The organism is Rubrivivax gelatinosus, assembly GCF_016583785.1.
Lineage (GTDB): Bacteria > Pseudomonadota > Gammaproteobacteria > Burkholderiales > Burkholderiaceae_C > Rubrivivax > Rubrivivax gelatinosus_B.
In genome coordinates, this window is the sequence record NZ_NRRU01000004.1 from 60,901 (window position 1) to 85,408 (window position 24,508).

General features: G+C 68.0%; 27 protein-coding genes and 1 tRNA gene. 10 read left to right on the forward strand and 18 right to left on the reverse strand.

Annotated features, from left to right (window positions below; translation table 11 throughout):
• Window positions 1-12 precede the first annotated feature (12 nt).
• Together CKO43_RS02150 and CKO43_RS02155 are read right to left on the reverse strand one after the other, a co-directional pair.
• On the reverse strand, window positions 13-489 hold the full coding sequence (locus CKO43_RS02150) for a lytic transglycosylase domain-containing protein (protein ID WP_200225329.1): 477 nt from the start codon (window positions 487-489) through the stop codon (window positions 13-15).
• 7 nt (window positions 490-496) lie between these two features.
• Window positions 497-1,024 carry a hypothetical protein gene (locus CKO43_RS02155; protein ID WP_200225330.1) on the reverse strand — a complete coding sequence of 176 codons (528 nt, stop codon included), beginning with the start codon at window positions 1,022-1,024 and terminating at the stop codon, window positions 497-499.
• A 92-nt stretch (window positions 1,025-1,116) separates the two neighbouring features.
• Here CKO43_RS02155 and CKO43_RS26095 point away from each other — a divergent pair, with 92 nt between their 5' ends.
• Window positions 1,117-2,217, forward strand: a complete 1,101-nt coding sequence (locus tag CKO43_RS26095) for a rhodanese-like domain-containing protein (protein WP_200225331.1) — start codon at window positions 1,117-1,119, stop codon at window positions 2,215-2,217.
• Window positions 2,218-2,958: 741 nt separating this feature from the next.
• Here CKO43_RS26095 and CKO43_RS02165 read toward each other — a convergent pair.
• Complete coding sequence (locus tag CKO43_RS02165) at window positions 2,959-3,294, reverse strand: hypothetical protein (RefSeq protein ID WP_200225332.1); 336 nt, start codon at window positions 3,292-3,294, stop codon at window positions 2,959-2,961.
• 458 nt (window positions 3,295-3,752) lie between these two features.
• On the opposite strand from CKO43_RS02165, the gene CKO43_RS02170 reads away from it, so the two are divergent.
• On the forward strand, window positions 3,753-4,064 hold the full coding sequence (locus CKO43_RS02170; RefSeq protein WP_200225333.1) for a hypothetical protein: 312 nt from the start codon (window positions 3,753-3,755) through the stop codon (window positions 4,062-4,064).
• A gap of 92 nt (window positions 4,065-4,156) precedes the next feature.
• On the opposite strand, the gene CKO43_RS02175 is transcribed toward CKO43_RS02170, so the two are convergent.
• Entirely contained in the window at window positions 4,157-4,384 is a 228-nt protein-coding gene (locus CKO43_RS02175) for a helix-turn-helix transcriptional regulator (protein WP_200225334.1), read from the reverse strand.
• Between the two features lie 211 nt (window positions 4,385-4,595).
• Between CKO43_RS02175 and CKO43_RS02180 the strand changes: the two genes are divergently transcribed.
• From CKO43_RS02180 to CKO43_RS02190, 3 genes are all read left to right on the forward strand, one after another.
• Entirely contained in the window at window positions 4,596-4,745 is a 150-nt protein-coding gene (locus CKO43_RS02180) for a hypothetical protein (RefSeq protein WP_200225336.1), read from the forward strand.
• Between the two features lie 23 nt (window positions 4,746-4,768).
• Window positions 4,769-5,035, forward strand: coding sequence for a hypothetical protein (locus tag CKO43_RS02185; RefSeq protein ID WP_200225337.1), 267 nt, complete (start codon window positions 4,769-4,771; stop codon window positions 5,033-5,035).
• Between the two features lie 259 nt (window positions 5,036-5,294).
• Entirely contained in the window at window positions 5,295-5,834 is a 540-nt protein-coding gene (locus CKO43_RS02190) for a 3'-5' exonuclease (RefSeq protein ID WP_200225338.1), read from the forward strand.
• Here CKO43_RS02190 and CKO43_RS02195 read toward each other — a convergent pair.
• From CKO43_RS02195 to CKO43_RS02210, 4 genes are read right to left on the reverse strand one after another with little or no spacing between them, the layout of a single operon-like run.
• A complete protein-coding gene (locus tag CKO43_RS02195) occupies window positions 5,831-6,355 on the reverse strand; it encodes a Mov34/MPN/PAD-1 family protein (RefSeq protein ID WP_200225339.1) in 525 nt (174 codons plus the stop codon). The two genes, CKO43_RS02190 and CKO43_RS02195, sit on opposite strands and share 4 nt — an antisense overlap.
• On the reverse strand, window positions 6,345-8,066 hold the full coding sequence (locus tag CKO43_RS02200) for a HesA/MoeB/ThiF family protein (protein WP_200225340.1): 1,722 nt from the start codon (window positions 8,064-8,066) through the stop codon (window positions 6,345-6,347). Before CKO43_RS02200 ends, CKO43_RS02195 begins: the two co-directional genes overlap by 11 nt.
• Before the next feature lie 12 nt (window positions 8,067-8,078).
• Window positions 8,079-9,287 (reverse strand): nucleotidyltransferase domain-containing protein, encoded by a 1,209-nt coding sequence (locus tag CKO43_RS02205; protein WP_200225341.1) that lies wholly within the window; start codon window positions 9,285-9,287, stop codon window positions 8,079-8,081.
• Window positions 9,288-9,303: 16 nt separating this feature from the next.
• Window positions 9,304-10,851, reverse strand: coding sequence for an HNH endonuclease (locus CKO43_RS02210; RefSeq protein ID WP_200225342.1), 1,548 nt, complete (start codon window positions 10,849-10,851; stop codon window positions 9,304-9,306).
• A gap of 230 nt (window positions 10,852-11,081) precedes the next feature.
• Here CKO43_RS02210 and CKO43_RS02215 point away from each other — a divergent pair, with 230 nt between their 5' ends.
• From CKO43_RS02215 to CKO43_RS02225, 3 genes are read left to right on the forward strand one after another with little or no spacing between them, the layout of a single operon-like run.
• Window positions 11,082-11,714: a hypothetical protein gene (locus tag CKO43_RS02215; RefSeq protein WP_200225343.1), complete on the forward strand. Its 633-nt coding sequence runs from the start codon at window positions 11,082-11,084 to the stop codon at window positions 11,712-11,714.
• On the forward strand, window positions 11,711-12,112 hold the full coding sequence (locus tag CKO43_RS02220; protein ID WP_200225344.1) for a hypothetical protein: 402 nt from the start codon (window positions 11,711-11,713) through the stop codon (window positions 12,110-12,112). The genes CKO43_RS02215 and CKO43_RS02220 overlap by 4 nt, the downstream gene beginning before the upstream one ends.
• Entirely contained in the window at window positions 12,099-12,905 is an 807-nt protein-coding gene (locus tag CKO43_RS02225; protein WP_200225345.1) for an ImmA/IrrE family metallo-endopeptidase, read from the forward strand. The genes CKO43_RS02220 and CKO43_RS02225 overlap by 14 nt, the downstream gene beginning before the upstream one ends.
• Window positions 12,906-13,418: 513 nt before the next feature.
• Here the strand turns inward: CKO43_RS02225 and CKO43_RS02230 are convergent.
• From CKO43_RS02230 to CKO43_RS02265, 8 genes are all read right to left on the reverse strand, one after another.
• A tRNA-Asn gene (locus CKO43_RS02230) sits at window positions 13,419-13,494 on the reverse strand.
• A 36-nt stretch (window positions 13,495-13,530) separates the two neighbouring features.
• The gene (locus tag CKO43_RS02235; RefSeq protein WP_200377698.1) at window positions 13,531-15,696 is read right to left on the reverse strand and encodes a TonB-dependent siderophore receptor; all 2,166 of its coding nucleotides are present in this window, start codon (window positions 15,694-15,696) and stop codon (window positions 13,531-13,533) included.
• A gap of 297 nt (window positions 15,697-15,993) precedes the next feature.
• Window positions 15,994-17,079 carry an NAD(P)/FAD-dependent oxidoreductase gene (locus tag CKO43_RS02240; protein ID WP_200377699.1) on the reverse strand — a complete coding sequence of 362 codons (1,086 nt, stop codon included), beginning with the start codon at window positions 17,077-17,079 and terminating at the stop codon, window positions 15,994-15,996.
• A gap of 26 nt (window positions 17,080-17,105) precedes the next feature.
• Window positions 17,106-17,429 carry a ferredoxin FdxA gene (gene fdxA, locus CKO43_RS02245; RefSeq protein WP_200225348.1) on the reverse strand — a complete coding sequence of 108 codons (324 nt, stop codon included), beginning with the start codon at window positions 17,427-17,429 and terminating at the stop codon, window positions 17,106-17,108.
• Window positions 17,430-17,495: 66 nt separating this feature from the next.
• A complete protein-coding gene (gene cobA / locus CKO43_RS02250; RefSeq protein WP_200377700.1) occupies window positions 17,496-18,251 on the reverse strand; it encodes a uroporphyrinogen-III C-methyltransferase in 756 nt (251 codons plus the stop codon).
• Between the two features lie 16 nt (window positions 18,252-18,267).
• Window positions 18,268-18,999 carry a phosphoadenylyl-sulfate reductase gene (locus CKO43_RS02255; protein ID WP_200377701.1) on the reverse strand — a complete coding sequence of 244 codons (732 nt, stop codon included), beginning with the start codon at window positions 18,997-18,999 and terminating at the stop codon, window positions 18,268-18,270.
• Between the two features lie 5 nt (window positions 19,000-19,004).
• The gene (locus tag CKO43_RS02260) at window positions 19,005-19,382 is read right to left on the reverse strand and encodes a DUF934 domain-containing protein (RefSeq protein ID WP_200377702.1); all 378 of its coding nucleotides are present in this window, start codon (window positions 19,380-19,382) and stop codon (window positions 19,005-19,007) included.
• 15 nt (window positions 19,383-19,397) lie between these two features.
• A complete protein-coding gene (locus tag CKO43_RS02265) occupies window positions 19,398-21,110 on the reverse strand; it encodes a nitrite/sulfite reductase (protein ID WP_200377703.1) in 1,713 nt (570 codons plus the stop codon).
• 122 nt (window positions 21,111-21,232) lie between these two features.
• Between CKO43_RS02265 and CKO43_RS02270 the strand changes: the two genes are divergently transcribed.
• Both CKO43_RS02270 and CKO43_RS02275 read left to right on the forward strand, forming a co-directional pair.
• Complete coding sequence (locus CKO43_RS02270; protein ID WP_200377704.1) at window positions 21,233-22,129, forward strand: patatin-like phospholipase family protein; 897 nt, start codon at window positions 21,233-21,235, stop codon at window positions 22,127-22,129.
• Window positions 22,130-22,139: 10 nt separating this feature from the next.
• A complete protein-coding gene (locus CKO43_RS02275) occupies window positions 22,140-23,033 on the forward strand; it encodes a DMT family transporter (protein WP_346728195.1) in 894 nt (297 codons plus the stop codon).
• Between the two features lie 7 nt (window positions 23,034-23,040).
• Here the strand turns inward: CKO43_RS02275 and CKO43_RS02280 are convergent, their stop codons facing one another.
• Both CKO43_RS02280 and CKO43_RS02285 read right to left on the reverse strand, forming a co-directional pair.
• Window positions 23,041-23,463, reverse strand: a complete 423-nt coding sequence (locus CKO43_RS02280; protein WP_200377705.1) for a GreA/GreB family elongation factor — start codon at window positions 23,461-23,463, stop codon at window positions 23,041-23,043.
• A 427-nt stretch (window positions 23,464-23,890) separates the two neighbouring features.
• Entirely contained in the window at window positions 23,891-24,448 is a 558-nt protein-coding gene (locus tag CKO43_RS02285; RefSeq protein ID WP_200377706.1) for a phasin family protein, read from the reverse strand.
• Window positions 24,449-24,508 lie beyond the last annotated feature (60 nt).

Here is a 24,508-nt window from a genome sequence, read left to right on the forward strand (position 1 = left end):
TCTGCGCCGTCGTCACGGGGGCTTCATCAGGCGCATCGTTCGTGCCGCGTCGACGACGCGGGCGACGTAGCCGTGGGAGATGCCGGTGCTGAAGTCGCCGGCGTAGTAGCAGGACAGGGCCCGCTGGAGCGAACGCTGGCCGGGCAGGCCGGCGCGGTCGAAGCACTCGCCGAGCACCTGCTGCATCGCCTGCAGGTTGCGGCAGGCATCGAAGGCAGCTGCCGGGTCCAGGTTCAGACGCGCGAAGTTGGCGCGGTTGATCTGCGCCAGGCCCAGGCTGTAGTTCCAGCCGTCGCGCTCCAGCATCGCCACGGTCGCCAGCGCCTCGGTGCGGTGGCGCGGCTGGCGCTCCAGGCGGCCGCCGACGACGCCGATGGCGTACGGGTTGGCGCCGCTCTCGGTGTCGATGAGCAAGAGCGCGGTGCTGGGGTGCACCTGCGGCGCACAGGCGACGACCAGCGAGGTGAGGGCGGCGGGGTCCAGCGGCATGGCGGCCTCAGCAGTCGGAGCAGCCCGAGCCTTCGGGCGGCTGGCTGGCCTGCCAGCGCGCGAAGTCTTCGTCGAAGCGCGTGTCCCAGCCCGGCAGCTGCGCCTTGGCGACGTCGCTGAACTCGGTGACGCTGTCGCCGCTGTTCCACCAGGTGCGGCTCCAGAGCTGGTTGTCGATCTGGACCGAGATCGCGCCGCGCCAGTCGCAGACGTACTCCGGCCCGTTGGGCGCATCGACCTGTCGCGTGTACTGGGGCGGGCAGAAGGCGGGAGCTGCCGCCCATTGGTGGCCGGACCGGTTTCCCGGCCCGGCCATGTCGCAAGTCGGGAACGGCCGGCCGTGCCGAAGGTCGCGAAAGAGCTGGTGGATCGGCGGCACGCACTGCGGGATGGACCTCCAGCTCGGAGCGGCCAGGCACAGCAGCACCAGGCAGCCATCGAGCGCCTGGACATGAGCGCATGCAAGCATCAGGGCCAGGGGGGCGGCCAGCTTGGCAGCCCTGGCCTTGCGCTCTACAGTGGGTTGGCGGTTCATGTCGCACTCGGGATGGATTGAGGGGCCGGGAAGCGATTGGATCGGCTGCATCGGTGCCTTCAATCTAAACCCAATACGGGTCAATAAATGCGATGACTTCGAACACCAATTCGTCGCACCAAGGGCCGCAACACCCACCGGCTCCTGTGTCAGACATTGAATCGATCGGTGGCTACTTCCACACGAACCGGATCGAGATCCAGGACTTCCGGTATTACGCTCTCGTCGTGGACTTGAGGCCGCGCATTGATTTCGAACGGGATCACCTTCCGGGTGCGTTCCATTACGTCCCGGGCGATCCCGATGACTCGTCAGGCGGCGCGCGATTGGCCCAGGAGGCGGCGCCGCGGTCCTACATGCCGGACCCGCTCGGGACGCTGCTGGCCCGGGTCAGGCCGGGGCAGCGGGTGCTGCTCTACTGCACCAGCGGCGAGCCGACGGCGCGCAACCTGGCGGCCGCGCTGCGACTGCAAAACTTGGGGGTCGACGTGCTGCCGGGCGGCTGGGACAGCTACCGGCAATGGGTGCGTGCCGGGCTCGAGTTGCTGCCTCGTCTGGTGAGCTGGCGGGTGCTCGCGTCGCCGCTGGGCTGCGAGACCTCGCGCGTGCTCGACAGCATGGGGGCGCACGAGACGCACCAGACGCTCGACCTGCAGCGCATGGCCGGCTGGACGGCCGGCTCGAGGCAGGCCGCGGGGACGCAGCCGAGCCAGGAGGCCTTCGAGACAGCCATCATCGACCGGCTGCGAGACTTCAGTGCCGAACGGCCGGTCTGGACCAGCTTCGTGCCCCGACAACTCGGCGCCCTGGAGCTTCCCCCGGCGCTCGGCGACGCGATCGCCGTGTCGCCGCTTTACCGGCTCGACGTCCCGCTGCCCGAACGGCTGCGGCACTGGCGGCACAGCGACGCCGAGGACGCCGGTGAGCCCGCTAGCGGGCAGGACGTTGCGGACGAGATGCTGGCCGCGACGCTTCTCGGCGAACTCGCCCCTGACCTCGAAGCTCAGGTGTCGGCTGTCGGCATATCCCGCCGCGAGTTGCCGGTACTGGCCTTCGATTCGTTCGAGCCGGCAGCGCTGTCCGCGGCGATTCGCGCCTGGCTCGGCGAGGAGGATGACGCAGACGACGAGGATGGCGAAGACAGGGCGGATGAGGGCGAGGACGAGGACGGCGAGTCCAGCAGGCCGGCATGAACCGCCAGCTTCACGGCGCCGCGGCGGCGGGTCACGCCCAGCCGCCGATTGAGTCGCCGCACTCGCGAGTCGACGGCGCACGCGCTGAGCGCGAGCTTGGGGGCGATCTGCTTGCTCGTCAGCCCGGCCTCGAGATCCATCAGCAGCGCGCGGTCCTCCTCATCCAGGCCGGCGAGCGCGAGCACATCCTGGTTCGCCTGCTCGATCCACCACTCGTGCAGTTCGAACGCCACGGTGCGCGCTTGCAGGCGCAGCGCCGCAAAGGCCGCGTCGTCGTGAAAGTAGCCCGGCGTCGCCGAGCCCAGGCATAGCAGCCCGCGGCGCGTGTAGCCCAGCGGGCCGTGGACGGGCACCAGTACCGTCGAGGCGAAGCCGCAGGCGCGGGCCACCTCGAACGCCACGGGGTAGTCGCCGGTGAGCCGGCCCAGCCGCTCGGCCACGGCGACCGGCAGGCGCTCCATCGCGTAGGCGACCCAGGGGTGCGCCTTGCAGTCGCGCGTGCCCTGGAGCTCGTCGGCCAGCAGGGGATCGCAGGCGGTCAGCACGCCGCACGCCTCGACGCCGTCTCCGTCCCGCACGAAGCTCGCGAAGGCGGCTCTCTCCGCCCCCAGCGCCTGGGCCACATCGCGAAGGCGCTCAACGGCTTCTGAAGCATCTGCGGCATCCGCGATGCGCATAGCCGCCGCATGAACCCGGGCCGGGTAGTCCGCACGCGAGACGACCGCAGCCAGCGCACGGGCCTCACGCCCGGTCGAGCAGGCGGCGGCCATGGCGGGCGAGCTCCTGGTTGATCAGCGGGTCCTGATAGCGCTCGGCTTGTGTGGTGGCCCAGGCGAGGAAGCCGTCGAGGTTCTCGAACAGCATGCATGCGGTCGCCGTGGCTCGCGCGGTCGCCTCGTGCCGCTCGACATAAAGCTCGGCGCCGTGGCGCCGGAGCACGATCCCCAGGCTGCGTCTGCCGTGAGCCGGTCCGAAATGCAAGACCGCAGGGCTGTCCGCGTGCGAGCGAGCCTGCTGAAGCGGTGGTCGGCCCCGGCCGTGACGCAACGGGGGGCACGAACGCTGATCGAGCTGCATGGCGCCTCCGAGATGGGGAGTGGTAGGCGGGGCCGCTTCGGGGAGGCGGCTGTCGGTGGCCGCGGTGCCCCGGGCTTCTCGGCAACGGCCCATAGATAACCACGGCGTGCAGTGCAATCCAAGAGGACGGCCGCCCACTTTGCGTTACCAATGGCAACCGGGCGTGTTGAGCACGGGGCAGCAACAAGCTCAATCGAGCAAGCGTTGCCGCGTTAACGCTAATGCGCCGACTGGTGCAGATCAACGCAGACGGGTTCGCATCGCATTGCCGGAACTTTACGGGACGTCTTGAAACTCGTGCGCCAGATCGAGCTGCTGATCGTCAACGCCGTCGTTTCTTCTGCTGTTCTTCAAAGTTTTAACGAGAAGTTTCCGTGCGCGTTCTACCGGGAGTGCTTTCGTGATGCGATGGATCCCAGGTAAGGCTGCGGTGGCCGCCAACGAAGGGGGAGAAGATCATGCTGATTCTGTTCACGCGCGAAGCCGAGCCGGATGCGCCGTACTGGACGGGCAGGGTGCTGCTGGGTGCACTGGACGCGCTGGCCTGGCCGGCGGCGTGGATGGCGCTGGCCTTCCAACTGCCCGAGCGCGGCGGCATGGTCGGCGGCCTGATGATCAGCCTGGCTGCGCTGGCGGCCGTGCGACGGCTTCACACGGCCCTGTGTGAGAACCACCGCTACCGGTTCACGACGTGGAAGGTCGGCAAGGTGCTGCTGGGCCTCTACTTCATTGGCGTCGTGATGAAGCTGCTGACGATGCTGCCGCAGTGACGACGAGGCCCGGGGCGAGCACGGTGCGTGCACCCCGGGCGTTCTCCGATGGCGGCGCGCCGCACGGATGCGCGGCGTCGACCGATTCGCCGTCAGTGGTCCGCTTGTGCCCGGGTATCGCTCCAGGCGTCGATGTCGACTCGCCGCCAGCCCACGGCGCGCGTGCTCAGCCGGAACGGCGGCGGGAACCGCCTCTCGGAGATCAAGCGGTAGATCGTCGTGCGCCCGAGCCCGGTCTCCTTCATCACGGCGGGCAGGCGCAGAAACGTGGGGCGCGTGTCCTGGCCACGCGGGCCGTAGTCGGGGGTCGTCTGCTGCATCTCGGGCTCCTCGTGCGTCGCATAACGTCCCGCCAGCGTAGCGGCAGCGAGCCCAAATAAATGCGATGACTTCGCGGGCCGTTTCGTCGGGCGTTCGACGGTCGGCGTTGAACGCCGGCGGACAGAGGAAGGCTGCCGTGCATCGCGCCGCAGCCCGCGCGTATCAGTGGGGCGTCACGCACTCCAGCGAGGCGGTGCCCGAAGAGGCTCGGTGTCATCGCCCGCGAGGGCCTTCGCCGGCGGCAAGGCCTACTTCGCCGCATTCACGCTGCCGCCGGCGTCGGAGTCCGGACGGCGTGTCAGGCTGAAGGACGACCTGCTCGGGGGCTTCTTCGGCGACACCGTGTTTGCCCGGCGCTGACCTTCCTCGACGGCGAGGGGCAGGTGCTGCAGGCCGGGGTCGTCGACATCCGGTTCGTGCGCCCGAGCTTCCTCGGCCACCCGTTCTTCGTCGGGTCGGTCCTCGCGCCCGACGGCGCCGCGCGGTTCGTCGTCTACGGCGAGCCGGCCGGCACGCGGGCGCGCGTCGACACGTACAGCGGAGGCATCGCCTACACGACAGGCACCAGCGTCGTCGTGGCGCCGGCACGGCCGATGACGATGACGATCCCCTGCACCGCCATCGGCACGTTCCAGCTCGCCCTCGACTGAGTAACCGTGTCGCCTGTCAATCCGCAGCCGTTGGTGCGCCAGGGCGCATCAGCCCGTTTGGTTACGGGTGGCCGCTCCGCAGCGGGTGCCGCCATTCGCGGAAGGCGGGTGAGTGACCGCTGCCGGCCAACAGCGGCCGCTCGGTCGTAACCCGTACCAACGGGTGTAGGGCTGAGGTGCTTTGACCTTTGGGCCTCTGATCGACCCGCGATCTTGCCCCTTTCTCACTCCCGCCAGGCTTGTTGGTATGCTGAACTGCATGCGCGAGAAGTACATCTCGGTCGACATCGAATCCTCCGGCCCCATCCCCGGCGAGTACAGCCTGCTAACCATCGGTGCTTGCCTGGTCGATGATGACTCGACGACCTTTGCGGCATCGCTCAAGCCGCTGAACCGAAACGCGGTGCCGGAAGCGATGAGCGTCAGTGGCCTCTCACTTGACGAACTCGAGCGCACTGGCCAGCCCCCGGCTGAAGCCATGGCTGCGTTTGGCGAGTGGATCGCTCAAGCCACGCAGGACGGGACGAAGGCAGTCTTTGTTGGATTGAACGCTCCGTTCGACTGGAGCTTCGTCAACTACTACTTTCACCGCTTCGTGGGTGGCAACCCCTTCGGATTCACTGCGTTGGACATCAAGGCGCTGTATATGGGCGCAACCGGGTGCACCTGGCACCAGACGGGCTCAAGCAAGATGGCCAAGCGGCTGAGTCCGAAGCGCACCGGGACGCACGATGCGCTTGAGGACGCCTTGTATCAGGCTGAGCTCTTTCGCCTGACTCGCAGCATCTCTAGTCGCTAGCCTCGCTGAGCTGCCCCGACCGGCACCTGCTCCATCGGAAGAAGCCGCCTTTCAAGCCTGGCACTCCGGGATGCAGACTCCTGCACCCACACGCGCAGGCTCCGGGAAGACCTCAGGTTGCCGACGATCATGAACACGATGCCGGCACGCATGTCCGAAGCTGCACCTGCATGGTCCTCCGCGAGACGGCGGTCCAGCTCAGAGGGGACGGGTTCGGGCTCCGGGTGTGTATGCCAAAGCCCAACAAAGTGCAGGCCACGCTCGAACTGCGTCCTGCGTTCAGCAGCCATTCGCTGCGCGTCGAACGTGACCCTGGCATATGAAGATTGACGCGGCTCAAGCTGAGTCGCCGCGTTAATCACGATACGGGTACTAGACAGGTCCCGTGAGTAGAGTTGGCCGATTCGCTCGCGCGACGTGCGGCCGCGCTGCGCCTGCCCCATCAGGAAACTGACTACGCTTGCCTCAAGCACCAAGGACCAGCTCGCGCCCGCCAAGCGGTAGGTCAGCTCAGTCGCCATCGGGCTCGATGACATCGCGGAAGTTGCGTTCAATCTCCATCGCGCCGCTCGCAGAGCCCAGGACTGCCACCACTGTACGCGGCTCACTTCGAACCGGAAGGCTGTCGAAGAACTCGCGAGAGCGAATGCGCGACCACACCTTTGGCAGAGCGGCCGCACCGTCGATGATGTCCAGGACTCGTTGGGCCACGAAGCCTGCAGCTTGCCCGATGTCGGCGCTTCCATATTGGTGGAAGCCCGCGCCACACATCGGCAGCCGAACTCGAGGGTCATCTGGCCACTCGGCCACATTGACTGCTTGGTCGGCGGGATCTGACATTGGCCACACATCGGCAGCGCCGAGTGCAACCACATGGGCCGCGGCACAGAAGGGCTCGACCCAGGTCATCACCACGGGCGTTCCAGCAAGACGGCCATGGCGTTGCGCAGACAGCAGGGTTCGGACCGCCGACTCAGCGGTGCAGTCAACCACCAGGTCGAAGGCGCCGGGCTGCACATGGGTCTGGACGTACTTGGCTGCGCGCATCGGCTCAGCTTTCACGGAGACACCAGGCACCTCTCGCAGCAAGCGAGCTTGCAGGTCAAGCACCTTGTACCTGCCGACGCTGGTGTGCCCTAGCGTATGCCTACCCGTGTTCTCAGACTCCATAGTCTCGTGGTCGACGGCAGTGAGGTCGCCGACGCCCGAGCGCACGAGGTGCTCGGCGACGGGTGCTCCGAGCGAACCTGCCCCCAGAAGGAGCACTCGGGCCTTGCGCCGCAGATGCAGGATGTCCAGGCCTTGGCCACGAGCAAGTGCCCAGTCGGCATCAAGGCGCCTCACGCCAACCGGGAAGATACCGGCGGGCGCCAGACCTGGCACGACCGCAGGAGTCAACAGATAGCCATATGCGATCTCCCCGTGCACGAAGATGACGGAGTAGGGACGAGGCTTGCGGTCCTTGTGCTTGGCCAGCCAGGCCGGCAGCTGAACCTCCCCTGCCGTCACCTGCGACACCAGTTGTCCAAGCTGCAGGAGAGACGTCGGCCAAGTCTGCGGCGTCCATGCAAAGGTGCTGGGCAGCCGGATGAAGAGCGCGTGGCCGGCGACGTGGGTTCCCGCCGCTCGCCCGTGCCGCACGGCCAGCGACATGGGGTCCTGCGCGCCGGCGGTGGCAAAGACGGCCGCCGCGTTGCGAGTGCCCTCCTTGCCCAACGTAAAGACACCCAGCGCCCCGTCGGCCACGTTCGCCAGGCCACTCAGGTCCGCATCCATTATGACCGGAACGGGGCGCGCATCAGGTGCCTGGCGGCGCTGCAGGCAGTACGCGTCCCAATAGGAGCGTGCCTCCCGCGCGAACTCAAGCTCACGCCATGCCGGGTCGAGGCTCTTGTCGAGCAGTTCCGCGAGTGCCTGCAGCGCACGGCGCACCGCGCCAATCGGATCAGCGTAGTCGTCAGGCTGTGAAGAAACACCGGTGCACACCCGGCCGTTCGACTCGATGTGGGGCACTACAAGGCATCGGCCTTTGCTGACGAACACCTCTGGCGGCTCACCAGGGAAACCCGGCGGTAGCACCAGCTTCGCCTGGCCCGTCGGCAGCAACTCGTGCACCGCGCGCAGCTCCCACCAGTCCAGTTCGCGAGCCGCGCGCAGCACAAGACCGGGCTCCGAACGGAGCCAGGTATCTACTGCCCTTGCAGCGCTCGAAAACGGGGCGTCGCGGTCCATGTACTCGGTCTGTCAGCCGGCGGTGTTGCGCGAGCCGGTAGACGCCGGGCGCGTGGGGTTTCCCGCGGACGGGTTGAGCAGTAGTCCGCCGAACACGCCTTCAGGCCTCAGCTGCGACGCCTTCCACGCATCGACACCCGCCTGTCCGAAGATATTGCGGATCTTAGTTTCGTCGGCACGGCTGACTTCGTCGCTGAACAGGGCATCGAAGTCAGCTACAAGCCTCGCGTGCCATGCCTTGAACTGCCGCTCGCGCAGGCCGCCATCTGTCCGCCACTTGTCCGCGAAGTTCTCGAACGGCAGCTTCGGATTGGGCACTTCCGCGTAGCCCTTGCCGCGCTCGATGAACTCCGGCAGACGGTCCGCCACCTCCAGCGCGACTTCGATGGCCGAGCTGAACGAGCGCTTCTCGTGGGTCACGAGATAGTCGTAAGCCTTCGCCGCCAGGGTCACCAGGATGACCGAAATCGGCATGGCGTCTCGAATCTCCTGAGGCATGCCGCGGAAGTAGCTGTCGCGGTGCACTTTGAGGATCTGCACGATGCGGCGCAAGATGTCGTCGATAGCCACCGGCGTGTCCGGCACCGGGTCGATCTGCGCGTGGTCCATCGCAACCTTCGAGAGAACCATCTTCTGGAACTCGAAGCGCTTGTCGGCGATGGCGCAGAACCAGGCAATCAGGTCTTGCGGGTTTGACGGCGACCAGACGTGCACCTTGTCGCGCACCCGGAGGTCCGTACCCGTGATGCCGAGACTCAACGGGATCGCGGGTGTGACGTCGAAGTAGAACGCGAAACCCGGATACTGCAGGCGCCAGCAGCGGTTCTTCTCGTCGGGCTCACCTGCATCGGGGTCCGCCCCCTCCAACGCCTTACCGAAATCGGCGAAGAACTGCTCCGACTCGCGCAAGTTGGTGAAGCGCGGGGAGCTGAGCTTGACGATGATATCCAGGTCGAACTTCTGCGGCCCGTAGCCCGCCACCGTCGTCTGCGTCGCCATCGAGCCTTGGACGAGCATGTGAACATCGGCCTCGCCAACGCCGAGCTTTCGGGCGATGTGGCGCCCCAGCTTCTCGTACTTCTCGATTGCCTTGAGCCGCTTCTCGCGCGGCAGCTCCAGCTTGTGCAGCAGCCCAACGATGAGCTTCTCCCACTGAGCCTCGTCACGACGCGCAGACAGGGCTGCGATGACACGCTTGGAGAGCTTGTTTTGTGTACTCATGAGTTCCCTCTTGGTGTCACGGATTGAGGTCAAAGGACTCACCGGTGGGCTCGTGACGCGCCTCCCGACGAGTGATGCGGATGGTTTCTTCGAAACCCTTTGAGCCCTGAACCGACTCGTAGACGACAACGGTCGCGTGATGTCGTGCTTGCAGCTTCTGCCCCAGCCTTAAGCAGGCACTTGCAGGCGCACCAACAAACAAATGCACCGTTCCAACCTTCCACTGGTCCTGCAGGACCTTCAAGGCTTCGTCCACGCACAGGCCGAAGGCGACCAGGTCTTCCGGCCGCGCGATGGCGTCGATGCCCTGGCGCTCTGCCCGTATGTGCATCGTGGGCGCGCCGGAGATCGGCACGCGGTCGTCGGCGATGTCGAAGGTAAGGCTGACCCGCAGGCATGCCTCTCCCCCGCGCTCGCCAACGCCGGCGGTGGACACCTGGAACTGGTTGGCACTCGAACCCACTGACCAGAGCCACCGATTCTTTGACGCATTCCTGAAGGGCTGGAACACCGTCACGTTGGCCTTGTCGCCAATGACGCGGCCGGCGAGAACCAAGACCGAGGTGCTGGAGAGCGGAAACAGCGCCAGGCGCTCCGGCGCCTGTTCGTCGCTGCTCGACCCCTCCAACACGCCGCGCAGAGCGACCGTCGAATCCCGCAGCCCTCGCATGACCACAGACCAATACGCAGCATCGTGAGGGTCTGGCAGCTGACGCGGGATGGACACCAGCGCCTGGGGCGACTTCTCGTCCGCCCGAATGCCCTGAGACCAAAGGGCTTCGCCCATCTCTGCTTGGGTCAGCGGCGGGTGAACCTGCCCCGTGATGCTAGCGATCAGGCTGATGGCGCGCGCCCGCGGGTAGGCCAGCGTGTCCAGCAGCCGCCGAACCGCCGCCACACTGCGTTCACGCATTGCATTGAGGTACTCGACCGAGTACCTATCGGCATCGACGCGGTCAATCGTCCGATGACACTTGTCGCAGAGCAGCAAGATGTTGTCGGGGTCGTCCGCCAGCTCTGCCGACCGAGCAGGGTCACCGCGAGGCCCATCTGGCGATGCGGCGACGATGTGCGCCAAGTAGCTGAAGTTGCCGGTCGTCGTTGCGCCGAGGTGGGTGCGCAGATCTTCGGCACACCCGTCCATCTGGCAGCGCCAGGCGGCGCGATACAGCACCTTTTCCCTGGTTGGGGAAGTGATGGCTCCTGCCCGGCCGCTGCCCTTGCGCGCCTCAATGAGCCCGCACGCCGCGAGCGACGCCTTCAGCCAGGCCTGAAGCGCCGGCTTCTTGACCGACGTGGCTGCGAGAGCGGCTGTTTCCGGTGTGATGCTTCGCGGCGAGCTCGTGACAGGCGCCAGCAAGACCGTCAACCCGCGCTTGGCGACCACCTCGTCGACGCACTGCTGGCCGAAGTCGCCGGAGCCGACCTGCTGCCACGGTTCTGAGGCCTTCGCCGGACGTGCCCACACTGCGGAGCTACCCTGACGAGTGGCAATCAGCACCTCCGACTTGCCAGATCGCGCCACAGACGTGCCAATCGCTGCCGCGAGCTCAGCATCGTTCAAGGCAGGCGCAGGTACTTTGGTCATACTTGCTGGACGAATATACAGTACTTGTCTAGGGTTTTCACTTGGTTGGGCTCGTACCAGTCAGTCCCAGCTAGGGGAGAAGGGGGAGCCCTACCGTTGTATGAGGTGTGCCGGCCAAAAACGGACAACGCGACTCTTGTCCGGTCTCGTCGGCAGCCCCGCATACATGGGAGGATCAGGGGGCGGCGCATGAAGAGGACTTCAAAGTGCTGGACGACGAGAACACCGACAGAAAGTACGCGACGTCGTCTGACGTTCAGGCGGCGATCGAGCAACTTGGGCTCTCGCCGGCCCACAAGGTGCACCGCGCAGCGCGAGTGCTCATGGGCGGGTCTGAGTACCAGGACCCCTCAGAACTGCTCGACGAGGCTGTGAAGCGCTGCATGCAAGCGGCCGCCGGCCAACCAGGGCGCCCTTGGCCGCTGGACGTGCCCTTCGAGGCCTACCTGATTAAGTCAATGGAGGGTCTCGCGAGCGACTCACGCGACTCCTGGTACCAGCGCAATCGCGTCGCGATTGAAGCGCTGGCCCTGGAAGGCCAGTCGGCAGACGATGTGCTTGGCGAACTGGACAGGCACGTCCCCTCCGTCGAAGACGCGCTAATCGAGGTCGAAGAGCGAGGTCAGCGCGAGAACGAGGCTGAGGCGCACATTGCCAGAATCAAGGCTCACTTTGCGGACAAGCCGGCGGTCACCAACCTGATTGAGGGCAGGCTCGCCGATCTCAGCGCCACTGAAACTCGCGAAATGTTCGACATGACGCAGACGGAGTACGACAGTGCTCATCGGGCGTATCGGCGCGGCCTGGAGCAGTTATTCGCCGATGGGGGCAAGCGATGATCAAGCGCAAGCACGCCAATGAATTGGCCGCGCTCCGGCGGCTCGCCCTAGAGGACGTCTTGCTAGCGAGCGAGGCTGACCTTCGCGAACAGGCTGAAGAGGAAGGCCTCGACTTCAACGAGCTAGCTGAGAAGATTCGTTCTTCCATGCGCGAGGCGGCCGCCAGCGTGCTTCGCGAGCAGCTCGTGAAGGACAGAACCCCCGCGTCCACTCAACGGCGAGCGTCGAAGTGCCCTTCTCTTGAACGCATCAAGGAAGCCATTCGGGAAGTCTTTGCTCGAGAGCCAGAGCTTCGAGTAGCTTTCAGAGATGGCAGGCAGCAATCGCAGAGCGACTGGGAGAGCCTGTACGACGACCTTGTCCGACTTGGCGCCCTGAAGCCAGATGAGCGCGATTGATGTCGAACGGCTCAGCGAACCCGAGCGTCTCCTTTGGCGCTACGGCGTCACAAGGCCCGAGCACATCGACCTTGACGCGATAGCCGACGACCAAGGCGCGCCGGTCCGCTACGCGCCACTTTGTGGCTGCGAGGCTCGATTGGTCGCGATCGGCAAGAGAGCCGCCATCACGGTGAACTCGGGCTGCCGACCGGAGCGTCAGCGCTTCTCAGTCGGGCATGAGCTGGCCCACTGGATGCGGGACCGGCATACGGGCGGCTTCCAGTGCGCCCAAGAGGACATCAGCCCTCAGAACGTCAAGGCGAAGTCAGCGGAAGCGGAGGCAAACGCGTACGCCAGCCAACTGCTCCTTCCCAACTACCTCGTGGACCCTTGGATCCAGGGCCGCAAGACCAGCTTGGAGACAGCGAAGCAGCTGGGACAGGATTTCCGCGCGAGCCTGACGGCATCGGCAATCAAGCTCGTGAAGCGGTCGGCGGTGGCTGCGTGTGTCTTGTGCCACAAGCCGCACGGCCTCTCATGGTCCGTACGGAACGATGCCATGCCAGAGGACACCTACATTCCGAGCGAGCTGAGTTATGAGACTGCGGCCTTCGGTATGGTGTTCGACGACGGGGAGCGGATGTCACGACCTGCCGTCGAACCAGCGAGTCGGTGGGTGTCGAGTCAGGCTCTCCGAACCGCGGAAGTCGAGTCTCAAAGCGTCCGGCTTTCGGAGGGCGTGGTCCTAACGGTGATCGGGGTGAAGACTTCCGCGGCCGCTGCGAAGCGGCAGTCTGCCCCTCGACGGTGATAGCTACTCAGTGGCCGCTTGCGGCGCCAGCGAACATTCAAAGGCAAATCGAAGGGTCTGCATTCACTCTGCTGCTGTTGCCCACCGACGCAAGCCGAAGGACAGCAAAGGGTCAATAGCACGCCGTGGAGCTTCGCGGGCGAGCACCCGAGATCAGTCTCAAGCTGCCGGTCGGTTTCGCGCGTTCATCGCGGAGGCATCGATGCGACGGCGAAGCGCAGGCTCCGAGCACCGCGCGCGTCGCTGCTTGCACTCGGTCGACGCTTTGCGGCCCCGTGTCGCACCTCGACGCCGTGGCAGTAGCGGAAAGCTCCCGGACCGCAGCGCAAGGGGATGGGACCGTGCCTCGGGTGGGCCGGCCAAACCTTGTAGGATGTCTTGGGGCCTAAGTGCTGCTTAGGACTAGCAGGCGGGCCGGCCTCTTCGGTGCGAGTTTTCGGACACCGATCGGACACGACCTACCCAGAAAGACAAACAGGCTAGCAACTTTCGTCGCTAACCTGTTGTTTATTCTGGCTCCCCGACCTGGGCTCGAACCAGGGACCTACGGATTAACAGTCCGGCGCTCTACCAACTGAGCTATCGGGGAAGGAAGACCAAGAGTATAGCCCGAAAAATCAGGATGTCAAAACCTGACCGATGCGCTGGCCCTGAGCGTTCGTGATTCCAGCGCGTACAGATAGACGTGGTCGAACTGGTAGGGCGATTCCTTCCAGGCCTTGCGGTCGAAGACGTTGTCGACCCCGGCGCGCCAGACGATGCTGCGGCCGCTGCTCAACTGCTGGGTCCAGCGGGCACCCAGGTCCAGGCTGGCCCAGCCGGGGATGCGCACGCTGTCGTCGTAAGGCAGCACGACACGGTCGCCTTCGGCGCGCAAGTCGGCCTGCATCACCAGCCCCGCCACCTGCGCCACGCGCCAGTCGGCACCTAGACGCAGTGTCTTGGACGGCACGTTCTCCGGCCGCAGGCCGTCGCCGCTGCCGGACTCGTGGCGCACGGCGTCCAGCAGCATTGCGCTCGCGCGCCAGTCCACTGCGCCCTGGCGCCACAACACGTTGGCTTCGATGCCGCGGTGGCGCTGTTCGCCGACCACACCCTGGCGGCAGGAGTCGTCGACGTCGCCGTCACAAGCGGCGTTCAACTCGCCGATGCGTGGGCGTTCGATCTGAAACAGCGCGACGCTGGCTTCGAGCTCGCTGCCGGCGTGTTTGACGCCAATCTCGCGCTGGCGGCTCTTCAGCGCCGGCAGCGCCTGTCCGGCGTTGACGTAGCGCGGCCGGTTCGGCACCACCGCCGACTCGACGCCGCGCCCCCAGCTCGCGTAGGCCATGGTCTGCGGCGTGATCTGGTAGGCCAGCGCCAGCCACGGCGTCGTGACGTCCTGGTCGTAGTCGGTGGCGCGCAGGCCGCCGTCGTCGTCTGCGCTGGTGCGCACGCTCTCGCGCGTCAGGCGCGTGTGGCGCAGCCCGCTCCACAGGCTCCAGCCGCCGGGCAGTGTCATGGCGTCGCGAACGAAGAACTCGGTGCTGCGTTCGTCGCGGTCGGTGTTGGGGCTCAGCGTCCCGTCCGAGCCATCGGTGATCATGCTGCCGTCGTCCTTGCCGACGCCGGCCCACTGATACACCTGATCCTCGAACCGTCCCGTGTACTTCGTTCGAAGCGCGCCGGCTTCCAGCGCGTGCCCGATGACGCCGGTTCGTGCGCTGCCGCTGATGGCGACCTCGAGCGCGCTGCTGTCCCGGCGCTCGTTCAGGCTGCGGTACTCGTAGTAGTCGAAGCTGCCGTCGGGGGCGTAGCGGTCGGGAAACTCGAGGCTGGGGTCGGCCGCGTAGCAGCCGTAGCACCCATAGGGAAACGCGGTGCGATCGTCCATCCGCAGCTTCTGCACCATCGCGTGGGCGCGCAGCTCCCAGTCGCCGGCCAGGCGCTGGCGCCAGCGCAGCGAGGCGGTGTCGCCTGCCATCTCGACCGGGCCGTTCCAGGGCTGTTGGTTCAGGTTGGTGCGCAGGTCGATGTCCTTGGCGTCGGGCACGACGTTGCCGCGCATGCTGTAGCCGGCGATGCTGGGCTGCTGCTGGCGGCTGCTCTCGGCTTCGAACTCGATCACGCTGTCGCTGCCGAACTGCCAGTCCAGCGCCACGGCGAGCAGCCGGCGGTGGCCGTCGGTGTCGTGCACACGCGGCTCCATGTCCTCGTAGGCGGCGTTGATGCGCCAGCCGAAGGCGCCGTCGGGGCCGGCGCGGTCGCCGACGTCGACGGCCGCACCGGTGGTGCTGGAGCCTTCCCACCAGAGCGTGGCGCTGCGTTTGCCGGCCACCGGGCGCTTGACGCGCAGGTTGACCAGGCCGCCGGGCGCGCTGGTGCCGGCCTGGATGCCGCTGGCGCCCTTGAGCACCTCGACGGCTTCCTTGTTCTCCAGCGCGAAGCTGGTTTCGCCGCTGACCGGCAGGCCGTCGCGGCGCACGTTGAAGCGGTTGTCCAGCGTGTAGCCACGCACCGATAGGCCGGCCCAGTAGCCGGTGGCGTTGTAGGCCTCGGAGACGCCGGCGTCCAGCCGCGTGATGTCGCCCAGCCGCTCGACGTTTTCGTCGACCAGGCGTTCGCTGCCGTAGACCTGGGCCTGCAGCGGCGTGCGCGCGTCGGTCTGGCCGGGGAACCCGGCGAAACCGGGCAGGCGCTCGAAGCTGCCGGTGATCGTGATCGTCTCGGTCGTCTGCGCCGTTGCGGCGAAACTGGAGACGAGGAGAGCTGCGGCGAAAGCGCAGCGGGTGAGCGTGTGTTGTCTTGCCATCGGTTACCTTGGGCGATGGCAGGGCGGCATACCGGAGGACGGCCGGCGCGTGCGCACGCACCTGGGCCCAAAGGTGTGCTTCCCTGCGCGAGCATTACCTCGTGCCGTCCGGTGAAGGACGGGTCGCCGCCTCGGCCTTGCAGCGTCGGCGGACGATCAGGTTCAAAGGGACTCTCTCAGTCGGCCGTCCGCGCATGGCAGGCGGCCAACACCCCTAGCGAATGCCCCGCGCACCGGGTAGGTGGCGCGAAGCGGGGCGGATGATACGTCAGCGGTGGCGGCCGATGACGATCCGTGTCAATCCGGTGAAGGCGTCGTCACGCCGAGCAGGCGGTGCAGCTGCGGGCTCGAGGTCGTGTACTGCAGCAGCACGCGGCGCTCGGCGTCGACGTAGGGCACGGCGGCGAAGGCGGCGAGCGTCGCCTCGTGGAAGCCGCACAGGATCAGCTTGCGTTTGCCCGGGTAGTGGCAGATGTCGCCGACGGCGAAGACGCCGGGCACGCTGGTCTCGAAGGTGGCGGGATTCACCGTCACCAGCTTGTGTTCGAGCTCCAGCCCCCAGTCGGCGATCGGCCCCAGGCGTGGGCTCAGGCCGTGGAAGACGAGCAGGTGCTCCAGCGCCAGCGTGTCGCTGCCGCCGTCGGCTGTCATCAACTGCAGGCGCGCCAGCGTCTCGCCTTCGGTCTCGAAGCCGGTGATCTGGCCGATGACGACCCGCAGCGTGCCGGCGGCGCGCAGCTCGGCCAGGCGCCGCACCTGCGCCGGCGCGGCGCGGAACTCGTCGCGCCGGTGCAGCAGCGTGACGCTGGCAGCGCGCTGCGCAACGTCGGTGGCGAAGTGCAGCGCCCAGTCGACGGCTGAGTCGCCGCCGCCGGCGATGACGAGATGGCGGCCGGCGAAGGCCGCGGCGTCGCGCACGCGGTAGAAGAGCTGGCGCCCGGCTAAGCGCTCGATGCCGGCGACACGCAGCGTCTTGGGCTGGAACGAGCCGACCCCGCCGGCGACGAACACCGTGCGCGCAAGGAAACGGGTGCCGGTGCTGGTTTCGCAGTCGAAGCGGCCGTCGGCCGTGCGCGCCAGCGAACGCAGTTCCTGGCCGAGGTGCAGCGTCGGCGAAAACGGCGCGATCTGCTGCTGCAGCCGCTCGACGAGCTCATGCCCGGTGCACACGGGCACGCCGGGAATGTCGTAGATCGGCTTGTCGGCGTAGAGCTCGGCGCACTGGCCGCCGACGTGCAGCAGCGCATCGACGACGTGGGCGCGGATGTCCTGCAGCCCGAGCTCGAAGACCAGGAACAGCCCGACCGGGCCGGCGCCGACGATCAGCGCGTCGGTCTCGATCGGGGTAAGCGGCGCAGCGCCGGGCGGCGAGCTGGGTGTCATGCGGGTCGCCGGGCGCTACCGGCTGCTCAGCGGATCAGGTGCTGCAGCTTGTCCTTGCGGTCTTTCCACTCGTCGGCGTCGGGCTGCGGCGCCTTGCGCTTGGTGATCGTCGGCCAGACCTTGGCCAGTTCGGCGTTCAGCTGCACGAACTGCAGTTGATCGGAGGGCACGTCTTCTTCGGGCAGGATCGCGTTCGCCGGGCACTCCGGGATGCAGACCGCGCAGTCGATGCATTCCTCGGGATCGATGACGAGGAAGTTCGGCCCTTCACGGAAGCAGTCGACGGGGCAGACATCCACGCAATCGGTGTATTTGCAGCGGATGCAGGAATCGAGAACGACGTGAGTCATGGAACGGGCTCGGTTGTGATGTCAGGACTGACGCGGTCGTGGGGGAGGGCGCCAAGGCGCGGAATTTTACGCCTCGCCCTTGGGGGTTCCGGCTTGATCTTGCTCATGCGGCAGGGTCGGCGCGGCCAGGGCCAGCGGCGACGCGCCGGCACCGACGACGACGACCGTCGGCCGCCCGGCGTGCCGTGCCGCGGCCTCGGCCAGCGTCGCGACGGCGTGGCTGCTCTGCGCTTCGTCGGGCCAGCCGGCGCGCGAGACGACGAGCACTGGCGTGTCCTGCGTCCAGCCGGCGGCGAGCAGCCGCGCGCCCAGTTCGGCGAGCTGGCGCCCGGCCATGTAGTACACCTGGGTGTCGGCGCTGCGGCCGGCTTCGAGCCGGCGCTCGCGGGTCATCGCGGTGCTGAGCGCGATGCTGCGGCCGCGCGCGCGGCGCGTCAGCGGCCGCTGCGCTGCGGCGGCTGCGGCGAGTGCGGCGGTGACGCCGGGCACGACTTCGCATTCGATGCCGGCCTGCGCCAGTGCCGCCAGTTCCTCCTCGAGCCGGCCGAAGACGCTGGGATCGCCGCCCTTCAGGCGCACGACGACGGCGTGGCGGCGTGCGGTCTCGACCAGCAGCGCGTCGATCTCGGCCTGGTGGGTGGAGTGGCAGAAGCCGCGTTTGCCGACGTCTATCCACTCGGCGCGCGGTGCATGTGCACGCAGCGCCGGGTCGGTCAGCGCGTCGTAGAGCACGACATCCGCTGCGGCCAGGCGGCTGGCGCCGCGCACGGTGATCAGGTCGGCGGCGCCGGGGCCGGCGCCGATGAAGACGACGCGGCCCATCAGCGAGGACCCGGCGTCAGGCCGCCAACGGCTCGTCGCGCAGGTGAAGCCCGCACTCCTTGGCGCCTTCCTGCTCCCACCACCAGCGCCCGGCGCGGTGGTCCTCGCCGAGCGAGATCGCGCGCGTGCACGGCGCGCAGCCGATGCTCGGGTAGAACTGGTCGTGCAGCTCGTTGTAGGGCACGCCGTTCGTGGCCACGTAGTGCCAGACGTCGGCTTCGCTCCAGTCGGCGAGCGGGTAGAACTTCTCGCGGCTGTCGGCGTCGAGCTCGAAATGCGGCACCGACGAGCGCGACTCCGACTGCTCGCGCCGCAGCCCGGTGATCCAGGCTGTGCGGCCTTCGAGCAGGCGCCGCATCGGTTCCTTCTTGCGGATGTCGCAGCAGTTCTTGCGCAGCTCGACGCTGCGGTACATCGCGTCGTCGCCGTTGCGGCGCACGAACTGCACCACCGCCTCCTGCTGCGGGCGAAAGACCTGGACCTCGATGCCGTAGCGCTGGCGGATGCGGCCCAGCAGCGCCAGCGTCTGGGCGTGCAGCGCGCCGGTGTCCAGCGTCGCGACCGGTATCGCCAGGCCGTGGCGTGCGATCAGGTCGGTGATGACCATGCCTTCGACACCCAGGCTGGTCGCCTGGACGATGTGGCCGGCGTGGTCGGCCGCTGCCTCGCGCAGCAGCGCGACGGCGTGCGCCACCCGGGCATCGTGGCCGCGGGTCTTGCGGGCGTGGAGTTCGATGGCGGTCGGCATGGTGTTCAGGCGGTCTGGGCGAGCTGCGTCGCATGCGCGCCGACGACGTCGCCCTGGTACTGGCCCGGGAAGCGGCCGAGCGTGCGCAGCGCCACCGTGTGGTCCTGGTCGGCGCGCATCTGGGCGGCGTCGAAGCCGCAGCGCTGCAGCAGCGGCAGCATGTCGGCGACGACGTCGCCGCTGGCGATCAGCTCGCCGGCGTAGCGCAGCCGCATGCGCAGCAGCACCGCCTGCGAGTAGGCGCGGCCGTCGGTCCACTTCGGGAACTGCAGCACGACGGCGCCGGCGGCAGCGATCTCGTCGCGGCGCGCCAGCACGTCCTCGGCGTTGTCGAAGGCGAGTGCGGCGGCGGGCAGCGGGGTGTCGGCAGGGATCAGGCGCATGCTCGGCTTTCGGATTCAGGCTTCGGCCGTGGCCGTGGTGCGGCGCACGGCGTCGGCGGCGGCGCGCAGCGGCGCGGTGCCCACGCGGCGCACGGTATCGACGAAACGTTCGCCGTCGTGGCGGTCGCGGCGATAGAGCGCGACCAGCGCCTCGACGACGTCGGGCACTTCATCGGCCGAGAAGGCGGGGCCTATGACCTTGCCGGGCGCCGCCGGGCCGCTGGCGAGCGAGCCGTCGGAGCCGGCGACCGTCACCTGGTACCACTCGCTGCCGTCCTTGTCGACGCCGAGGATGCCGATGTGGCCGGTGTGGTGGTGGCCGCAGGAGTTCATGCAGCCGCTGATGTGCAGGTCCAGGTCGCCGATGTCCTCGAGCAGTTCGAGGTCCTCGAAACGTTCGCGGATCGCCGCGGCGACCGGGATCGAGCGCGCGTTGGCCAGCGCGCACAGGTCGCCGCCGGGGCAGGCGATCATGTCGGTCAGCAGGCCGATGTTCGGGGTCGCGAAGCCGTCTTCGCGTGCCGCCAGCCAGAGCGCACGCAGCTCGGTCTCGGCGACCCAGGGCAGCAGCAGGTTCTGGTCGTGGGTGACGCGGATCTCGCCGTGGCTGAAGCGCTCGGCCAGCTCCGCGGCGCGGTCCATCTGGTCGGCCGTGACGTCGCCCGGCGCCAGGCCGGCGCGCTTGAGCGACAGCGTCACGGCGCGGTAGCCGGCGAGGCGGTGCGGTTGAACGTTGCGCTCGAGCCAGCGGGTGTAGGCGCGCGGTGCGTCGGCTTCGACGGCCGGCGCGGCCTCGGCAGCAGCGCTCACCGGGGCGACGAAATGGGCGGCGACACGATCGAGTTCGGCCTGCGGCAGCTCGATGGCGCCGTCGGCCAGCAGCGACTCGTACTCGGCGTGGACCTCGCGGATGAACTGCTCGCCCAGCGCCTTCACCAGGATCTTGATGCGCGCCTTGTAGAGGTTGTCGCGGCGGCCGTGCAGGTTGTAGACGCGCACCACGGCTTCGATGAAGACGAGGATGCGCTGCCAGGGCACGAAGCCAGCGACTTCGGTGGCGATGACCGGCGTGCGGCCCATGCCGCCGCCGACCAGCACCTTGAAGCCGACCTCGCCCTGTTCGTTGCGCAGCAGCTGCAGGCCGACGTCGTGCCAGGCGATGACGGCGCGGTCGTCGCGCGCGCCGGTCACCGCGACCTTGAACTTGCGCGGCAGGAAGGCGAACTCGGGGTGCAGCGTGCTCCACTGGCGCAGCAGCTCGCAGTAGGGACGCGGGTCGACGTCTTCGTCGGGCGCGATGCCGGCGAGCGCGTCGGTCGTGACGTTGCGAATGCAGTTGCCGCTGGTCTGCACGCCGTGCAGGTCGGCTTCGGCCAGCAGCTCCATCACGTCGGCCGAACGGTCGAGCGGGATCCAGTTGAACTGGCAGTTGTGACGCGTCGTGAAGTGGCCGAAACCGCCGCGTTCGGCGGGCGTGCCGGCGTCCTGCAGGTCGAACTCGCGCGCCACCCGGGCCAGCGCACGCAGCTGGCGCGAGGACAGTTCGCCGTAGGGCACGGCGACACGCGCCATCGGCGCGTGGCGCTGGACGTACCAGCCGTTCTGCAGGCGCAGCGGGCGGAACAGGTCGTCCGAGAGCTGGCCGGCCAGGTTGCGTTCGAGCTGGTCGCGGTATTGCGCGGCCCGGGCCCGGATGAACTGGCGATCGAAGTCGGTGTACTGGTACATGAACGGCTGGCTCTTCTTGAGGCCCGGACTCTAGAGACTAGCCTTATAGGTGAAAAGAACAAATAAGTGACGTGCTTATCGCTCATGGTTATGAGTAAGCCTTCTTACAATGGCCCTCGACCATGCGCAGACTTCTCGGGACGCTCGCCGTCCTTCTCCTGGCCGCGTGCCAGAGCGTGCCGCCCTCGGCACCGATCCACACCCATCCGGCCCCCGACACCACCGCGATCAAGGCGCCGCCGCGGCCTCCACGCGTCGGCCTGGCGCTGGGCGGTGGCGCGGCGCGCGGCTTCTCGCACATCGGCGTGATCCAGGTGCTGGAAGAAAACGGCATTCGCCCCGACCTGGTCGCCGGCACCTCCGCCGGCAGCCTGGTGGCCGCGCTCTACGCTTCGGGCAAGACCGGCGCCGAACTCGGCATGCTGGCGATGACGATGGACGAGGGCGCGATCACCGACTGGGCCTTCCCCGGGCGCGCCTTGCTGCGCGGCGAGGCGCTGGCGCGCTACGTGCGCGAGCACACCGGCGGCCGCGCGATCGAGCAGATGCGCCTGCCGCTGGGCATCGTCGCGACCGACCTGGACAGCGGCGCGGCCATCCTGTTCCAGCGTGGCGACACCGGCACTGCGGTGCGCGCTTCGAGCGCGGTGCCGGCGGTGTTCCAGCCGGTGACGATAGGCGGGCGCGAATACGTCGACGGCGGCCTGGTCTCGCCGGTGCCGGTGCGTTTCGTGCGCCAGATGGGCGCCGAGCTCGTGATCGCGATCGACATCTCGGCCGTGCCCGACGGCGCGCCCACCGGCGACGCGATGAAGATGCTGCTGCAGACCTTCTCGATCATGAGCCGCAGCATCAATGCCTACGAACTGCGCGACGCCGACATCGTGCTGCGCCCGGCGCTGGCCGGCGTCTCCAGCGCCGACTTCGCGGCGCGCCGACGCTCGATCCAGGCCGGCCGCGAAGCGGCGCTGGCGGCGCTGCCGGCGATCAAGGCCAGGATCGCGGCCGCGACTCACTGAGCGAGGTCCGGTGCCCGATCGCGCCACGCAGCCCTCATGGCCCTTCAGCCGCCAGGAAGCGGCGCTGATCGCGATCACGATGCTCTGGGGCACGACCTTCCTGATCGTGCACCTGGCGATGCGGCACAGCGGGCCGTTCTTCTTCGTCGGCCTGCGCTTCGTGACGGCGGGCGTCGTCGCCCTCGTCGTGTTCCGGCGCGTGCTGGCCGGGCTGACGCGCCAGGAGCTGTTCGCCGGGCTCGCGGTCGGGGTCTCGATCTTCCTCGGCTACGGCCTGCAGACGCTGGGGCTGCAGACGATCAGCAGCAGCAAGTCGGCCTTCATCACCGCCTTGTACGTGCCGCTGGTGCCACTGCTGCAGTGGCTGGTGCTGCGTGAGGCGCCGCGGCCGCTGGCGCTCGTCGGCATCGTGCTGGCGTTCGCCGGCCTGGTGCTGCTGGCCGGCCCCGAGGCCGGCGGCGGCGCGGTCGGGCCGGGTGAACTGGCCACCATCCTCAGCGCCTTCGCGATCGCGGCCGAGATCCTGCTGATCGGGCGCTTCGCGCGCCGCGTCGACGTGCGCCGCATCACCGCGGTGCAGTTGCTGAGCGCCGGGCTGCTGGCCTGGCTGGTGATGCCGGTGCTGGGCGAGACGCTGCCGGCTTTCTCGTGGGTCTGGCTGGGTGCGGCGCTGGGCCTGGGTGCGGCCAGCGTGCTGATCCAGCTGGCGATCAACTGGGCGCAGCGTTCGGTGCCGCCACTGCGCGCGACCATCATCTACGCCGGCGAGCCGGTCTGGGGCGGCGTCGTCGGCCGGCTCGCCGGCGACCGGCTCCCGCCCGAGGCTTTCGCCGGCGCCGCGCTGGTGCTGCTGGGCACGTTGGTGAGCGGGCTGCGGCCGCAGCGGCGCCCGGACAGCCGCTGATGCCGGTTCAGCGGTTGAAGTCGCCCGACGACTCGGGCTGGTAGACGATCTCGGCGACACGCGCCGTGTGGGTCTCGCCGGCGGGACCCTGCCACTGCAGCTCTTCGTCCAGGCGGGCGCCGAGCAGGCTCAGGCCCAGGGGCGAGAACACCGACAGGCTGCTGTCGGCGGCATCGGCCTGGGCCGGATAGACGAGCGTGACCTCGAAGCTGTCGCCGCGCGGGCGCTGCAGGCGCACGCGCGAGCGCATCGTCACGACGTTCGGCGCGATGGCCTCGGGGTCGACCAGTTCGGCCATGTCCAGCAGGTCCAGAGCCTGCTCGGCGGCTTCGGCGGGCACGTTGAGGCCGGCACGCGGCACGGTCAACAGGTTGAAGAGGCGGACGTGGTCGAGCCAGCTCAGCTGGCGCTCGGTGGCAAGGTGGTTCAAGTGCTGCTCCGGATGGTGGGCGCGCGCAGGCGCGACGGTTCCCCGGGTGGAGCCCGACGACCGAGTGGGAACGAAGAAGGGGGAGGGAAGGGTGGTCGCCGGGCTCAGGAGAGTGCGGCGATACCTGCATGCATCTGCCCGGTGCCGTGCAGGCACGCGCCGACGCCGGCGATCGGGCCGGTGGCTGGCGTGCGGAGCAGGCGGGTGCGCATGCGAACCATCTTAAGCGCGGCGCCGGCGCCCGCGACGATGGGCCCGGAGCGCCCGGGCTCTTGCGGCCAGGCGGCTCACAAAACAAAAGGCCCGGAGGACCCGGGCCGAAGATACCCTTTGCTGTCGGGTACCGAGGAGACAACCTTCCAGAGAACGCCGGGGTTGCCCCCGGCATCACTCAACTGCGGGCTTGCTCCGCGATTTCAAGTGCCGTTCAGGCGGCGCGCTTGCTGCCGCGGCTGGCGGTCTGGGTCGCCTTGACGGCGGTGTTGGTCACGGCCTGGAAGTTCGCTTCGGCGACTTCGGCGGCCTGCTTGGCGGCCTTCTGCACGCTCTCGAACGCGTTGTTCGCGGCGGCGACGGCCGAGCGCACCAGCGCGGCGGCGTTCTCGGTGCCCGCGGGCGCGTTCTTCACGGCGTTGTCGACCACCGCCAGCACCGTCTTCTGGGCTTCGGCCAGCGTCGCTTCGCTCACCTTGGTGATTTCGGCGTTGGTGCCGGCGACGATGTCATACAGGTGGCGGCTGTAGGCGGCGGCCTTTTCGGCCGTGGGCTGCAGCAGGCTGGCTTGCAGGGCCAGCAGTTCCTGCGGATCCTTGACCGACAGCGCGGCCTTGGTCGTCTCGGCCAGTTCGTTCAGCGAAGTCTTGGCGACCTGAAGGTTCAGTTCGACCAGCTTCTCGACGCCTTCGAAAGCCTTGTTCGTCAGGCCGAACAGGGTCTCGACCTGGGCCTTTTGCGCGGCAAGCCACTGTTCCGGGGTATAGGTCATGTCGATCTCCGAGTTGGGTGGGAAATATTTGCTGCACCGCAGCATGAGTGCCAGTATAGG

Excerpts from the sequence above, each read along its gene's own strand:
- CKO43_RS02150 (WP_200225329.1), bottom strand. The coding sequence starts at position 489 with ATGCCGCTGGACCCCGCCGCCCTCACCTCGCTGGTCGTCGCCTGTGCG.
- CKO43_RS02155 (WP_200225330.1), bottom strand. The coding sequence starts at position 1,024 with ATGAACCGCCAACCCACTGTAGAGCGCAAGGCCAGGGCTGCCAAGCTG.
- CKO43_RS26095 (WP_200225331.1), top strand. The coding sequence starts at position 1,117 with ATGACTTCGAACACCAATTCGTCGCACCAAGGGCCGCAACACCCACCG.
- CKO43_RS02165 (WP_200225332.1), bottom strand. The coding sequence starts at position 3,294 with ATGCAGCTCGATCAGCGTTCGTGCCCCCCGTTGCGTCACGGCCGGGGC.
- CKO43_RS02170 (WP_200225333.1), top strand. The coding sequence starts at position 3,753 with ATGCTGATTCTGTTCACGCGCGAAGCCGAGCCGGATGCGCCGTACTGG.
- CKO43_RS02175 (WP_200225334.1), bottom strand. The coding sequence starts at position 4,384 with ATGCAGCAGACGACCCCCGACTACGGCCCGCGTGGCCAGGACACGCGC.
- CKO43_RS02190 (WP_200225338.1), top strand. The coding sequence starts at position 5,295 with ATGCGCGAGAAGTACATCTCGGTCGACATCGAATCCTCCGGCCCCATC.
- CKO43_RS02195 (WP_200225339.1), bottom strand. The coding sequence starts at position 6,355 with ATGGCGACTGAGCTGACCTACCGCTTGGCGGGCGCGAGCTGGTCCTTG.
- CKO43_RS02200 (WP_200225340.1), bottom strand. The coding sequence starts at position 8,066 with ATGGACCGCGACGCCCCGTTTTCGAGCGCTGCAAGGGCAGTAGATACC.
- CKO43_RS02205 (WP_200225341.1), bottom strand. The coding sequence starts at position 9,287 with ATGAGTACACAAAACAAGCTCTCCAAGCGTGTCATCGCAGCCCTGTCT.
- CKO43_RS02220 (WP_200225344.1), top strand. The coding sequence starts at position 11,711 with ATGATCAAGCGCAAGCACGCCAATGAATTGGCCGCGCTCCGGCGGCTC.
- CKO43_RS02225 (WP_200225345.1), top strand. The coding sequence starts at position 12,099 with ATGAGCGCGATTGATGTCGAACGGCTCAGCGAACCCGAGCGTCTCCTT.
- CKO43_RS02235 (WP_200377698.1), bottom strand. The coding sequence starts at position 15,696 with ATGGCAAGACAACACACGCTCACCCGCTGCGCTTTCGCCGCAGCTCTC.
- CKO43_RS02240 (WP_200377699.1), bottom strand. The coding sequence starts at position 17,079 with ATGACACCCAGCTCGCCGCCCGGCGCTGCGCCGCTTACCCCGATCGAG.
- fdxA (WP_200225348.1), bottom strand. The coding sequence starts at position 17,429 with ATGACTCACGTCGTTCTCGATTCCTGCATCCGCTGCAAATACACCGAT.
- cobA (WP_200377700.1), bottom strand. The coding sequence starts at position 18,251 with ATGGGCCGCGTCGTCTTCATCGGCGCCGGCCCCGGCGCCGCCGACCTG.
- CKO43_RS02255 (WP_200377701.1), bottom strand. The coding sequence starts at position 18,999 with ATGCCGACCGCCATCGAACTCCACGCCCGCAAGACCCGCGGCCACGAT.
- CKO43_RS02260 (WP_200377702.1), bottom strand. The coding sequence starts at position 19,382 with ATGCGCCTGATCCCTGCCGACACCCCGCTGCCCGCCGCCGCACTCGCC.
- CKO43_RS02265 (WP_200377703.1), bottom strand. The coding sequence starts at position 21,110 with ATGTACCAGTACACCGACTTCGATCGCCAGTTCATCCGGGCCCGGGCC.
- CKO43_RS02270 (WP_200377704.1), top strand. The coding sequence starts at position 21,233 with ATGCGCAGACTTCTCGGGACGCTCGCCGTCCTTCTCCTGGCCGCGTGC.
- CKO43_RS02285 (WP_200377706.1), bottom strand. The coding sequence starts at position 24,448 with ATGACCTATACCCCGGAACAGTGGCTTGCCGCGCAAAAGGCCCAGGTC.